Consider the following 12,836-nt stretch of genomic DNA (forward strand, 5'->3'; position numbering starts at 1 on the left):
GTCGTGGGCGCTGCTCAGAGGCTGGATTTGGCAATCACCTGCAGGCTCATCTGCTCCAGCAAGCGGTTCATGTGGATGAACTGGGCGAAGCGCTTGTCCTGGGTCTGGCCGTGGTAGTAGCGGTAGTAGATCTGCTGGACGATGCCGGCCAGGCGGAACAGGCCATAGCAATAGTAGTAATCGAAGTTGTCCAGCTGGATGCCGGCGCGTTCGGCGTAGTAATCGACGAACTGGCGGCGGGTGAGCATGCCGGGGGCGTTGCTTGGCTGGCGGCGCATCAGTTGTACCGGTGCCGGGTCGCCGGCCTCGATCCAGTAGGCCAGGCTGTTGCCAAGGTCCATCAGCGGGTCGCCCAGGGTAGCCATTTCCCAGTCCAGCACACCAATGATGCGCATCGGGTTGTCGGCGTCGAGGATCACGTTGTCGAAACGGTAGTCGTTGTGCACGATGGCGGGCCGCGGGTGGTCAGCGGGCATTTTGTCGTGCAGCCAGGCGGTCACCTTTTCCCAGTTCGGGGCGTCTGGCGTCAGGGCCTTCTGGTAGCGGCTGGTCCAGCCCTCGACCTGGCGCTGCACGTAGCCTTCAGGCTTGCCCAGGTCGGCCAGGCCGCAGGCGTCGTAGTCCACCTGGTGCAGCTCGACCAGACGGTCGATAAAGCTTTTGCACAGGGCTTCGGTGCGGTTGGCGTCGAGGTTGAGTTCTGCCGGAATGTCCGAACGCAGGATAATGCCCTTGACCCGCTCCATCACATAGAACTCACCGCCGATCAGGCTGCTGTCGGTGCAATGTACGTAGGCCTTTGGGCAGTACGGGAAGCCGCTGTTCAGCTGGTTGAGGATGCGAAACTCGCGACCCATGTCGTGGGCCGACTTGGCCTTCTGGCCGAACGGCGGGCGACGCAGCACGAAGTCGCGGCCCGGGTAGCTGACCAGATAGGTGAGGTTGGAAGCGCCACCGGGGAACTGGCTGATCCTCGGCTGGCCCTCCAGACCGGGGATGCTGGCCTTGAGGTAAGGGTCGATGACGGCCGCATCGAGTTCTTCGCCGGGGCGTACCTGGGTGGACTGGTCGGTGAGCGTCATGCGGTTTCCTTATTCTCGATCGCAAGGACTATTGGCTAATCTAATGCGCTGCCAAGGTTGGAACAAGCGTGCCAGGCGCCAAATAGGCGAGGGTGTTGCTGCCCGATCAGCTGCCTTGATAGACCCGCAACCATCGGGCAAAAAAAAACCGAAGCCGGTCAGGCTTCGGTTTTCGATCATCCGGTATTCCCTGCCCTCAGGACGGGAACAGCTCGCTGAGCTTCATCGACAGCATCATGTCGCCTTCGACGCGCAGCTTGCCGCCCATGAAGGCCTGCATGCCGTCGGTTTCGCCGCTGACGATACCCTTCAGGGTTTCGCTGTCCATCACCAGGGTGCAGTTGGCATCCGGGTTCTCGCCTTCCTGCAGGTCGCAGGTGCCGTCCTTGACGATCAGTGCATACTTCTTGCCTTCGTCGGTGATGTCGAAGCCGAACACCAGGTCCAGGCCGGCGGCAGCGGATGGGTTGAACTTCTCTTGCATCTTTTTCACGGCATCAGCTACGGAGGTCATGGCGCATTCCTTATAGAGTGATTTACACGTCCCCGCAGGGACACAACTAGCCGGGCTTATCGGTAGGTGACAAGCTCCGGCGCCTTCAACAACTGCACATGGGCCTGGCTGTTGAAGGAAGCCAGTGCCACGTCGCGGCCGCGGAACTTGAGCTGGCTGAGCGACGTGTTGATGATCTGCCAGTTCAGCGCGAACGCCTGGCTGGGGGTAATACCGGTTACCAGGTGGAGCAGGGCGGCAATGGTGCCACCCGAGGTGAAGATGGCGATATTGTCACCGCTGCCGGCAGCGTCGAGTACACGGTGCAGGCCACCTTGCACGCGGGTGGTGAACGCCTGCCACGTCTCCAGGCCATCGGCGGCATGCTCACCATCGTGCCAGCGCTGCACCATCAATGCGAACAGGCGCTGGAATTCGCTGCGGTGCTGGGCAGCGTTGCGCAGCACGTGCAGGGCATCGGGCTCATCTACCAGCAGCCCGGGCAACAAGGCCCGGATCACGCCGTCGGCATCGAACTCATTGAACGCCACGTCGGTCACAACAGCCGGCACCGGGCAGCCACTGCCGTGCAATGCCTCCAGGGCCAGGCGTGCGGTATCCTGCTGGCGACGCAGGTCGCCTGCCACGCAGCGGTCCAGCCGAACCCCCAGCTGTGCGAGGTGCTCACCCAGGGCCTGGCTCTGGCACACGCCCACAGGCGAGAGGACGTCGTAGTCATCGGCACCAAAGGAGGCTTGGCCATGTCGGATCAGGTAGAGGTTGCCCACGAAAGGTTCCGGCCTGTTGGAGGTTGCTGCGAGGTTAGGATGCAGCACACGGGCTGTCAACGAAAAAACATACAAGCGTTTGAAAAGGTTGTTTGAAAGATGTTGCCAGCGTTTACACCGGCTGGCAGCACCTCAGGCGCAACGGTATGCTTGCAACAGTTACGCGCCGTAGTGGCGCATGCATTCAAGGAGTCAACGTGGAGTTTCTTGCCGAGTACGCAAGCTTTCTCGCCAAAACCGCCACCCTGGTGATCGCCATCCTGGTGGTGCTGTCGGCTATCGCCGGGCTGCGCGGCAAGGGGCGGCGCAAACCGGGTGGGCAGCTGCAGGTCACCCGCCTTAACGAATTCTACCAGGACCTGCGCGAGCGCCTGGAGTCCGGCCTGCTCGACAAGACCCAGCTCAAGGCCCTGCGCAAGCAGCAGGCCAAGGCGGAAAAACAGCAGAAGAAGGGCAAGGCCAAGGCTGAAGAAAAGGGCCGGGTATTCGTCCTGGACTTCGATGGCGACATCAAAGCTTCGGCCACCGAAAGCCTGCGCAACGAAATCACTGCACTGCTGACTCTCGCCACCCCGCGTGACGAGGTGGTGCTACGCCTTGAAAGCGGCGGTGGCCTGGTGCACAGCTACGGCCTGGCTGCATCGCAGCTGGCGCGCATCCGCCAGGCGGGTATTCCGTTGACCGTGTGCATCGACAAGGTGGCCGCCAGCGGGGGCTACATGATGGCCTGTATCGGCGAAAAAATCGTCAGCGCACCGTTTGCCGTGCTGGGTTCGATCGGCGTCGTGGCACAGTTGCCCAACATCAACCGCCTGTTGAAAAAGCACGATATCGACTTCGAGGTGCTGACTGCCGGCGAGTACAAGCGCACCCTGACCGTGTTCGGTGAAAACACCGAGAAGGGCCGGGAGAAGTTTCAGGAAGACCTGGACATCACCCATCAGCTGTTCAAGGACTTCGTCGCCCGCTATCGCCCGCAACTGCACATCGACGAAGTGGCGACCGGTGAAGTCTGGCTCGGTGTCGCGGCGCTCAATCGGCAGCTGGTGGACGAACTGCAGACCAGTGACGAATACCTCAGCGACCGGGCGCGCAATGCCAACCTGTTCCACCTGCACTACGCCGAACGCAAGAGCCTGCAAGAGCGAATCGGCATGGCTGCCAGCGGCACTGTGGAGAACACCGTGGTGGGCTTGTGGAGTAAACTTGGCCGGCTGCGCTAACACCTTGAACCCGTTGAAATTTTTTTTCGTTCAGGGGGTTGCAAGGTTAGAAGAATGACGACATAATGGCGCCCATCGAAACGCAGCAAACTTTGAAAAAAGTTCAGCGTTTCAAGGAGATAGCAAAGCGCAAGCAGCTAGATCCGACCTTTGAGGCCGAGTAGCAAAGTGGTTATGCTCCGGATTGCAAATCCGTCTACGCCGGTTCGATTCCGACCTCGGCCTCCACCATTCGAAAGCCCCGCAGATTAACGTCTGCGGGGTTTTTCTTTGGGCGAGGGAAAATACCGAAGTCCCAAAACCACTTACCGTCAGCTGCCCAAATCAAGGTTTCAAGCCCTGACGGGACATCTCTGGAGGACGACCAGAAAGCTGAACGGAACTGAGATCAGGTAGGCCTTTGGAAACGCCGGCCCGTTAACCCTCAGGCGGGTTGATACCGCAGACGAATTCACTCGAGCCAAGGCGGTGCGAGCCATACTCCACCACGTACTCGTCACCGCGGCGTTGCGCTTCTGCCACGGCTGTTTGCCGGTCGGCATAGACGTCGACAAAGTGCCATGGATGTCTATCCCGCAGCACGCCCCATCCCAGCACCCAGCCTTCGTTACCGGGGTCTGCAGGCAGGTTCTTTGCCAGGCTGCGAATGCTCATTGCGGCTATTTTTCTCAAACGACTATAGGTCGGAAGAAAGCCCGCAGACGAAGTCTGCGGGCTTCATGTGGGCCAGAAGTTTCCCCTGAGGCGAAAACCCCGAAACGTTGTTATCGCTCAGACCTGGTACAGGATGGTGTACGAAGCATCACACTTGGGCCCCAGCACAACCGGTTTCTCAAAGAGTGTGCCGCCACCCACGGCGTTGTAGTTGGTACCACATGCCCCCTCAAGTCGCGTCCATAACCCCACATCGTGAATTTCGATCCGCGTGGCAACGCGGCCATGGGGATGGCTCAGTTCGTACTGGATGCGCTCAACAACATCTTTGGCTTCTTCTTCTGTCATGCTGTCTTCTCCGTTCCAACCGGTACCGCACGGGCCGGCCCGATTACCGGGCAGGATTCACGCTTTTACACAGTTTAGAACTCAAATTGCGCCTGTTGGTTCGTTCCGCCGAGCGGCATGATCAGCTCGGCGCCCTGGTTGCGCACATTGCCTACGGCTTTGCCCACCGGGTACCAGTGAAACGATGCTGCCGGCCGACATCCCTCCCGCACAATTTCAGCTGCGCGCTCGGCTGACGTGGTCGGGTCGAGCCATTCCCTGGCCGTGTCAGGTGTCAGCACCAGGGGCTTGCGGTCATGGATGTCCACCAGGCCCTGGTCTGCTGCAGCGGTAACGATCACAAAGCCGTCACACGGGTCTGGCTCCATACCTGGGTGAACTTCCGCCAGCGCGGCGAAGTACAGCGGGGCGCCATCGACGCCGGTGATGTACCAGGGTTGCTTGTGCTTCGGGTCGTGCTGGTCCGGGATCCACTCGAACCAGCCATTTGCTGGCGCCAGGGCTCTGCCGCCTGGCCACAGGTCTTTGAAAAATTTGCCGGTCATCACTGTTTCGGCCCGCGCGTTGATCGGGTCTGGTCGTTTTCCCTTCGCCCAGAAAGGCGACCAGCCCCATTTCACCCGGTCCACGCTCAGCCCGTCGTCAAGCTGGCGGACTACCTCTACGCGGGTCGACGGCGCCACGTTGTAGCGGTTGATCGGTTCATGGTCGTACCCGTTGATCACCACCAGGTCCAGCGACAGCTGGCGCAGGTAATGATCCATCGACTCGTAGATCGAGTACCGTCCACACATTTCCCACCTCTCGCCTGTCAGAAACTTCGTCGCTCAGGATTGACCGGACGACCGATGCCGGATTTACTGTATATGCATACAGTTTGCGTCGAGCCGTCCATCATGACCATTACTTTTCTGGGTACGCCCGCCGGCGGTACCCAACCCATCCCGCTTTACGCGTTCCAGGTTCCGGCCGGGTTTCCGTCACCTGCGGCGGACCATCTGGAAGGCCATATATCGCTCGATGAATTGTTCGACCTCCGCGCGCCGCATGTGTATCTGGTAAAGGTAGAAGGCGACAGCATGCAGGGGGCCGGTATCTACTCTGGCGATATCGTCATCGTCGACCGTGGGCGCGAGGCGGAGCATGGCGATATCGTGATCGCCGCGGTCAATACCGAGCCGGTGTGCAAGCGCCTGCATCGGCGTGACGGGGTGGTGATACTCAAGTCGGAAAACCCGGCGTATCCGCCGCGCTACATCATGGAAGGCGACGATCTGCTCGTCTGGGGTGTGGTGCGTTATAGCGTGCGTGACCATGCGCAGTGACCCGGTGTTTGCGTTGATTGATTGCAACTCGTTTTATGCAAGTTGCGAGCGGGTGTTCCGGCCAGACCTGGCCAAGACCCCGATCGTGGTGCTGAGCAACAACGACGGTTGCGTGATCGCCAGGTCGTATGACGCGAAATCGTTCGTGAAAATGGGTGAACCGTACTTCCAGGCCAGGGACAGGCTGCGCCGTCACGGCGTCCTGGCCTTCAGCAGCAATTACGCGCTCTACGGCGACATGAGCGAGCGCGTCATGACTTTGATCGAGTCGATGGTGCCGGCGGTCGAGATCTACAGCATCGACGAGTGTTTCGCCGACCTCAGCGGCATTGCGCAAAACCTTACCCAGTTTGGCCACAACGTGCGCGCCCGGGTGTTCAAGTGCACGGGCATTCCGGTGGGGGTGGGTATCGCCAGCACCAAGACGCTTGCCAAGCTGGCAAACCACATGGCGAAACGCCTGCAGGCTCACACCGGTGGCGTGGTAGATATTTGCGACCCGTTCAAGCGGGACTGGGTGCTGCGCAATACCGAGGTGAAGGAAGTCTGGGGAATTGGCCGGAAGATGACTGCGCACCTCGAGGCAATGGGCATACGCACGGCAATGGACCTGGCCAAGGCCGACGCCCGCACGCTGCGTGACAGGTTCAGCGTGGTGGTGGAGAAAACGGCCCGGGAGCTGGCCGGTACACCCTGCCTGGAACTGGATGAAGCCGAGCCGCCGAAGCAGGAAATCTGCTGCAGCCGGATGTTCGGCAAGCGGCTCACCGAACTGACGCCGATCACGCAGGCAGTGGCCACTTACGTCGGCCGTGCAGCGGAAAAACTGCGCGCCCAAGGCTCGGTGTGCAAGCGCATGCGGGTAAGTATCCGCACCGGCATGTTCAACCCGGACGAGGCCCATCATGCCCAGGGTGCGCTGGTCGAGCTGCCGTATCCAACGTGTGACACGTTGTTGCTGACGCGGTTGGCCACCGATGCGGTAGCGCGTATTTTTCGGCCTGGGTTTCGCTACAGCAAAGCCGAAGTGCTGCTGATGGATCTTCGCCAGCCGGGGGAGTTTTCAGAGGACCTGTTTGCGCTCAAGCAGTCAGTGGCGTGCGGCCGGCTGATGCAAGTGATGGACAACATCAACGAGCGCTGGGGCAGGGGGACGATGCGGGCTGCCAGTGTTCCGGCGGTACCGGACTGGGGCATGCGGCGGGAGCTGATGAGCCAGTCCTTTACAACGCGGATCGATCAGCTGTGGACGGTCAAATCTTGAACCTCCTGACCGTTTTCCCGGTCATCAGAACAGACAGCGACTTGCTGGTCGCAGGATTCTGAAATATTCGGAAGCTATCGTTGGGATCTTCAAGTGGGTTCCACCGACGACGGAGTCATGAAATGGACTATTCAAGCATGGTTGAATCGTTGGATAAAATCCTGAAAGAAGCGGCCATGGGTGAAGATTGCAAAGCGGCGCACACGTGCCTGCACGCATCTGAGGCTGACGGTCGCCGGTGCATACGTAGCCATTCATCTGCCACTTCACCCATGGTGGATGGCGTCCCGCTCTTGATCCAGGCCATGAATGTGCGGTCGAACCTGAATGCCTCGCCGCATTCGCTCAGCAGAAACTGACGAACTTTCTGGGTGTTGCGGTAATGCTTGTCCAGCGGGGTGGTGCGGGTGATCGGGCCGGCGTGCCAGTCGAAGCTCATGGTCTGTTCCTTGACGCCCAGCAAAGTAAAAAAGCCCGTAGAGGACGTCTGCGGGCTCATTACGGGCTGTGACATCGACCTTCAGGCTATCAGCCTTCGAACTGGATCACCATTCGCCCCTTGATCTTGCCCTCGAGCATCTCCTCAAAGATCTGGTTGATGTCCTCGATCGGCCGCAGGGTCACCTTGGGCACCACCTTGCCTTCAGCGGCAAACTGGAAGGCTTCCTGCAGGTCCTGCCGTGTGCCCACCAGCGAACCGATCACTTCGATGCCATCCAGCACCAGGCGCGGGATGTTCAGGTTCATGGCTTCTGATGGCAGCCCGACGGCAACCAGGCGGCCACCGGCGCGCAGGGCGTCGACGGCGGAGTCGAAGGCCGCCTTGGCTACGGCAGTAACCACAGCGGCATGGGCGCCGCCGGTCTTGGCCTGGATGACCTTGGCCGCGTCTTCGCTGCGTGGGTTGACGACCAGGTCGGCGCCCATTTCGCTGGCGAAGCGCAATTGCTCATCGTTGACGTCGATGGCAATCACTTTGGCGTTGAACACGTTCTTGGCGTATTGCAGGGCCAGGTTGCCCAGGCCGCCGAGGCCGTAGATGGCGATCCACTGGCCGGGGCGGATGTTGGAAATTTTCACCGCCTTGTAGGTGGTCACGCCGGCGCAGGTAACGCTGCTGGCGGCGGCGGAGTCGAGCCCGTCGGGCACTTTTACCGAGTAGTCGGCCTTGACGATGCAGGCCTCGGCCATGCCACCGTCCACGGTGTAGCCGGAGTTCTTCACTTCGCGGCACAAGGTTTCATTGCCGCTGGTGCAGTATTCGCAGTGCCCGCAGCCCTGGTAGAACCACGCAACGCTGGCGCGGTCACCGGGTTTGAGCGAGGTGACGCCGGGGCCTACCTGCTGAACCACGCCAATGCCTTCATGGCCCAGCACGACGCCGGTCTTGTCACCGAAATCGCCATTTTTCACGTGCAGGTCCGTGTGGCACACCCCGCAGCACTGCATCTTCAGCAGCGCTTCGCCGTGTTCGAGGGGGCGCAGGGTTTTTTCCACCACCTGCACGCGACGGCCTGGTGCAACAACAGCAGCTTTCATAAGAGCCTCCGTGTCTATCCGGGTGAGCTTGGGTTATGGCTGGGTTAGCATAGCCCTTGCCTGGTCGGGGAAAACTGCTTCAGGTCATGGGGCGGTATGGCGAATACCTGAAAAGCTTCAAAAAAGAAAAGCCCGCGGCAAGAATGCGGCGGGCTGCAAGAACATACGGAGCGAGACCAGTGTGCCCACCTGGATGTCATCATTTTGTGAAGATCAGGTCGGCAGCGTGTCATGTCTCACTTGGGTAAATGCATAAAAAAGCCCGCCATGAAAGGCGGGCAAATGACGTTTTGAAGGGAGAGCCTGCAGACTGGACCTGGCCGGTTAACCCAGCATTAAGCGGCAACGCATTGACCTGCAAAGGCGATCAGCCTATACAGGCCTGCCACTTGCCCAGGAGCCAGCATGCACGACGAAGACGACCTGCACGAACCCGAACACGATCACCTGCTTGATCACGAATTTCTCTACGAAGACATGGAGCACGAGGCGGATGCCCAAGGCGCCGAGGATGAGGTGGAGGAGGACGAGGAAACGCTGGATGACCTCGATGATGAGGAGCGCGATCACCCAGCCTGGTTTGACGACTGCGTAGACGATTGAATCAGCGCCCGTCCACCGAGAAGCGCCCGGGACCGCTTACGGCCAGCAACAGCAAGCCGCCCATGATGGCGAGGTTCTTAAGGAACTGGGTCATGTTGGCGCTGCGCTCGGGGTCGACCATGTTCCAGAACGGATGCCCGAGCAGCGCCGTGCCCAGCACGAACAGGGCAAACAGCAAGGCCAGCGGCCGCGTATAGAAGCCGAGGATCAGCAGGATGCCGACAACGAACTCCATCAGCACGGCAATGCCAGCTGCCAGCATCGGGGCAGGGGCGCCCAGCGAGGTCATGTAGCCAACCGTGCCGTCGAAGCCAGTCAGCTTTGCCCAGCCAGACAGGACGAACAGGATCATCAGCAGCACGCGGGCAATCAGGATAATGATGTCGCGTTGGCCATCGAACAGGGAGTAGCGCATGGTGGCGTTCCAGTGGACGGGGACAAGCTCCACTTTAGCAGCTGCGCAAAACATTGCTGGCAGGCAGCAAAAAGGCGCCGCAGGGGCGCCTTTTCACAGAAGTTTGGTGCGAGTGGCGGGACTCGAACCCGCAAGGCTCACGCCGACAGATTTTAAGTCTGCTGTGTATACCAATTCCACCACACTCGCACGCTTGAAGGGGTCGCAACGACCAGCTCGCTTCTAAGTAGAAGGGCTTCGCAATCAAGCGCGCTTTATAACCCATCGTTATAGGTGAGTCAACCACAGCACCTATCATCAACAGAATGAACGGTCGATCAAATGCTCAATTGACACCTTGCTGTCATTGCGCCACTGTTGCGGTTTTACCTGGCCCAGTGCTTGTCGAAGAGTGCTGACTGGCGGTAGTTGTCTGGGTGCCCATCGGCGGGCGCCTGGGTTACCCTCATTTAGTTCCTGCTGCTGTGCCAGTGGAGTATTCATGGTTTCAGCTGACTGTCTCGACCACCCTGTCATGCCCGCCCACCGCTATGAACAGCTGGTTCAGTCGGTGGTCGACTACGCCATCTACATGCTCGACCCTTCCGGCCATGTGGTGTCGTGGAATGCGGGCGCGCAACGGATCAAGGGTTACCGCGCCGACGAAGTGATCGGCCAGCATTTTTCGCTGTTTTTCACCCCTCAGGATTGTGCCGATGGCCGACCCGAACGCTTGCTGCGCCAAGCGCTGGAACAGGGTGTGGCACAGGATGAAGGCTGGCGGGTACGCAAGGACGGCACGCAGTTCTGGGCCTTGGCGGCGCTGGATGTGATCCGCGATGATCTCGGCCAGATCGTTGGCCTGGCCAAGGTTACCCGCGACATTACCGACCGCCGTGAGTCGGCCATGCAGCTGGATGCCGTGCGCGCCCAGTTGTTCCAGGCGCAGAAGCTTGAAGCACTCGGCCAGTTGACCGGTGGCCTGGCGCATGACTTCAACAACATGCTGACCATCATCATCAGCTCGGCGCGCCTGGCGCTGGCTACCCAAGATCCGTTGCGGACCCAGCGCATGCTGCAGCATATCCTCGATGCCGGGCAGCGGGGCACTGAACTGACCCAGCAATTGCTCAGCTTTGCCCGCCATCGCAAGCTCGATGTGACGTGCGTCGCACCGGCTGATCTGGTAACCGCGACCCGTGGCCTGCTGGAGCATGCATTGCCTGATGCGGTTGACCTGCACGTCGTGCTGCAACCGGACCTACCGTTGATCGAGGTGGATGCCGGGCAGTTGCAGATGGTGCTGCTCAACCTGCTGTTCAATGCCCGCGATGCCATCACCGGGCAGGGCCGGATCAGCCTGATGGTGGATGTGGTCGAACTGGTTGGCGAGGTGGAAGGGTTGCGCGGCAGCTTCGTGCGTTTCGAAGTGCAGGACAGCGGCGAGGGTATTGCGCCAGAGGTATTGCCACGTATTTTCGAGCCGTTTTTCACCACCAAGCCTTTTGGCAAAGGCACCGGCCTGGGCCTTAGCCAGGTGTATGGCTTTGCCAGGCAGAGCGGTGGTGCGATTTGCGTCGACAGCGACCCCGGCCATGGAACTTGCATGCAGCTTTACTTGCCAGTGTACCAGCCTCCGACAGACAGCCAACTCCACAGGTAGACAGCATGGCACAGGCACTCAAGCGGCTGGTGACGGGCATAGAAGGCCTTGATGCGTTGCTCAAGGGTGGCCTGGTTGCCGGTTCGTCCTACATCATTCAAGGCCCGCCGGGTGCCGGCAAGACCATCCTGGCCAATCAGCTGGCGTGTGGTCATGTGCGCTCCGGCGGCCGGGTACTGGTAGCCACGCTGCTCAGCGAATCGCATGAGCGGCTGTTCCAGTACCTGGCTACCCTGGACTTCTTCGACCCGGCACTGGTGGGCGACCAGATCCAGTTCGTCAGCGCCTTCGATACCCTCGAACAGGAAGGGCTGGATGCGGTGGTGCGCTTGCTGCGCCAGGAAATCGCCCGGCAGCAGGCCAGCCTGCTGATCGTCGACGGGGTGCTCAATGCCCGCGTGCGCGCGGAAACCGCGCTGGACACCAAGAAGTTCGTCTCCGAACTGCAGGGCCATGCGGCCTTTGCCGGCTGCACCTTGCTGTTGCTGACCAGTGCCCGGCTGGACGAGGGCAGCCCGGAGCACACCATGGTCGACGGGGTGATCGAACTGGGTGAACAGCTGGTGGGCAGCCGCGCCGTGCGCCATGTCCAGTTGCGCAAGACGCGCGGCAGTGCGGCGTTGTCAGGGCGCCACGAGTGCCTTATCGATGAAGCGGGCATGCACGTGTTTCCGCGGCTGGAGTCGCTGTTCAGCCACCCTAGCCAGATGGGCAGCGCAAACCTTGGGCGTGTCACCAGCGGTGTGGCCGACCTGGATGAAATGCTCGACGGTGGCCTGGCCACCGGTTCGGTCAGCCTGCTGATCGGGCCTTCGGGCATTGGCAAGACATCGTTGGGCCTGGCGTTTCTCGGCGCCAGCACTGTGCAGGCCCCTGGGCTGCATTTCGGCTTTTACGAAACGCCCGAACGGCTGCGCAGCAAAGCCGCATCGTTGGGCTATGACTTTACCGCAATGGAGCAGGGCGGCAGCCTTCAGTTGTTCTGGCAGCCGACCACAGAGGGCTTGCTGGACCAGGTTGGCGCACGCCTGCTAAAGCAGGTGGAGGCGCACGGTAGCAAGCGCGTGCTGATCGACAGCCTTGGCGCATTCAGCCGCCTTGCCATCGACCCGACACGGCTCAATGCGTTTTTCCGTGCCTTGGCTGGCGAGCTGCGCGCGCGCGATGTAAGCGTGATACTGACCTGGGAAATGCGCGACATCTTCGGTTCGGAAATCAGCGCGCCCGCGCCAGACCTGTCGAGCATTGTCGACAACCTGGTGCTGATGCGCTTCGTCGAACTGGATTCGCAGCTGCGGCGCATGCTGTCGATTCTCAAGGTGCGTGACAGCCACCATGACCCCGCCTTGCACGAGCTGCTGATCGGGCCGCAGGGCATTAACTTGCGCAAGGCGTTCGAAGGTGCCAGTGGTGTGCTTTCGGGAACGCCCGTACCGCAAGGGAGCGGCTAACAGGATGAG

14 protein-coding genes, 2 tRNA genes and 1 pseudogene are annotated in these 12,836 nt (G+C 60.6%); 7 read left to right on the plus strand and 10 right to left on the minus strand.

All coding sequences use genetic code 11. The features are described from left to right. Positions 1 to 14 precede the first annotated feature (14 nt). The 3 genes from AC5O5I_RS09815 to AC5O5I_RS09825 all read right to left on the minus strand — a co-directional run bounded on the left by AC5O5I_RS09815 (position 15) and on the right by AC5O5I_RS09825 (position 2,363). On the minus strand, positions 15 to 1,082 hold the full coding sequence (locus tag AC5O5I_RS09815) for a phosphotransferase family protein (RefSeq protein WP_172285329.1): 1,068 nt from the start codon (positions 1,080 to 1,082) through the stop codon (positions 15 to 17). A gap of 196 nt (positions 1,083 to 1,278) precedes the next feature. After that, a complete protein-coding gene (locus tag AC5O5I_RS09820) occupies positions 1,279 to 1,596 on the minus strand; it encodes an SCP2 sterol-binding domain-containing protein (RefSeq protein ID WP_172218639.1) in 318 nt (105 codons plus the stop codon). Positions 1,597 to 1,652: 56 nt separating this feature from the next. Next, entirely contained in the window at positions 1,653 to 2,363 is a 711-nt protein-coding gene (locus tag AC5O5I_RS09825) for a histidine phosphatase family protein (protein WP_172285328.1), read from the minus strand. Between the two features lie 197 nt (positions 2,364 to 2,560). On the opposite strand from AC5O5I_RS09825, the gene sohB reads away from it, so the two are divergent. Continuing rightward, positions 2,561 to 3,586: a protease SohB gene (sohB, locus tag AC5O5I_RS09830; protein WP_494512497.1), complete on the plus strand. Its 1,026-nt coding sequence runs from the start codon at positions 2,561 to 2,563 to the stop codon at positions 3,584 to 3,586. Between the two features lie 154 nt (positions 3,587 to 3,740). Continuing rightward, positions 3,741 to 3,814: transfer RNA gene (locus AC5O5I_RS09835), tRNA-Cys, on the plus strand. Positions 3,815 to 4,003: 189 nt separating this feature from the next. Here the strand turns inward: AC5O5I_RS09835 and AC5O5I_RS09840 are convergent. The 3 genes from AC5O5I_RS09840 to AC5O5I_RS09850 form a co-directional block, all read right to left on the minus strand. Next, on the minus strand, positions 4,004 to 4,240 hold the full coding sequence (locus AC5O5I_RS09840) for a hypothetical protein (protein ID WP_172218925.1): 237 nt from the start codon (positions 4,238 to 4,240) through the stop codon (positions 4,004 to 4,006). A 117-nt stretch (positions 4,241 to 4,357) separates the two neighbouring features. Further along, positions 4,358 to 4,588, minus strand: coding sequence for a hypothetical protein (locus AC5O5I_RS09845; protein ID WP_172218923.1), 231 nt, complete (start codon positions 4,586 to 4,588; stop codon positions 4,358 to 4,360). A gap of 74 nt (positions 4,589 to 4,662) precedes the next feature. Next, on the minus strand, positions 4,663 to 5,382 hold the full coding sequence (locus tag AC5O5I_RS09850; RefSeq protein ID WP_172218921.1) for an SOS response-associated peptidase family protein: 720 nt from the start codon (positions 5,380 to 5,382) through the stop codon (positions 4,663 to 4,665). Positions 5,383 to 5,484: 102 nt separating this feature from the next. On the opposite strand from AC5O5I_RS09850, the gene AC5O5I_RS09855 reads away from it, so the two are divergent. Next, positions 5,485 to 5,913, plus strand: coding sequence for a LexA family protein (locus AC5O5I_RS09855; RefSeq protein WP_172285327.1), 429 nt, complete (start codon positions 5,485 to 5,487; stop codon positions 5,911 to 5,913). After that, positions 5,903 to 7,177: a Y-family DNA polymerase gene (locus AC5O5I_RS09860; RefSeq protein WP_494512498.1), complete on the plus strand. Its 1,275-nt coding sequence runs from the start codon at positions 5,903 to 5,905 to the stop codon at positions 7,175 to 7,177. Before AC5O5I_RS09855 ends, AC5O5I_RS09860 begins: the two co-directional genes overlap by 11 nt. A 238-nt stretch (positions 7,178 to 7,415) precedes the next feature. Here the strand turns inward: AC5O5I_RS09860 and AC5O5I_RS09865 are convergent. Further along, a pseudogene (locus tag AC5O5I_RS09865) lies at positions 7,416 to 7,616 on the minus strand (DUF6434 domain-containing protein); the annotation flags it as partial. Between the two features lie 89 nt (positions 7,617 to 7,705). Further along, a complete protein-coding gene (gene adhP / locus AC5O5I_RS09870) occupies positions 7,706 to 8,716 on the minus strand; it encodes an alcohol dehydrogenase AdhP (protein ID WP_172218913.1) in 1,011 nt (336 codons plus the stop codon). Positions 8,717 to 9,121: 405 nt separating this feature from the next. On the opposite strand from adhP, the gene AC5O5I_RS09875 reads away from it, so the two are divergent. Then, on the plus strand, positions 9,122 to 9,319 hold the full coding sequence (locus AC5O5I_RS09875; RefSeq protein WP_494512499.1) for a hypothetical protein: 198 nt from the start codon (positions 9,122 to 9,124) through the stop codon (positions 9,317 to 9,319). A 1-nt stretch (position 9,320) separates the two neighbouring features. On the opposite strand, the gene AC5O5I_RS09880 is transcribed toward AC5O5I_RS09875, so the two are convergent. Together AC5O5I_RS09880 and AC5O5I_RS09885 are read right to left on the minus strand one after the other, a co-directional pair. Beyond that, complete coding sequence (locus tag AC5O5I_RS09880) at positions 9,321 to 9,734, minus strand: DoxX family protein (RefSeq protein ID WP_172285325.1); 414 nt, start codon at positions 9,732 to 9,734, stop codon at positions 9,321 to 9,323. Positions 9,735 to 9,838: 104 nt separating this feature from the next. Continuing rightward, positions 9,839 to 9,923: transfer RNA gene (locus AC5O5I_RS09885), tRNA-Leu, on the minus strand. Positions 9,924 to 10,215: 292 nt separating this feature from the next. Between AC5O5I_RS09885 and AC5O5I_RS09890 the strand changes: the two genes are divergently transcribed. Further along, positions 10,216 to 11,376 (plus strand): two-component system sensor histidine kinase NtrB, encoded by a 1,161-nt coding sequence (locus tag AC5O5I_RS09890; RefSeq protein ID WP_494512500.1) that lies wholly within the window; start codon positions 10,216 to 10,218, stop codon positions 11,374 to 11,376. Between the two features lie 5 nt (positions 11,377 to 11,381). Continuing rightward, complete coding sequence (locus AC5O5I_RS09895) at positions 11,382 to 12,827, plus strand: ATPase domain-containing protein (RefSeq protein ID WP_172285323.1); 1,446 nt, start codon at positions 11,382 to 11,384, stop codon at positions 12,825 to 12,827. Positions 12,828 to 12,836 lie beyond the last annotated feature (9 nt).

The sequence above is a fragment of the Pseudomonas sp. 9_2_1 genome (assembly GCF_059295275.1).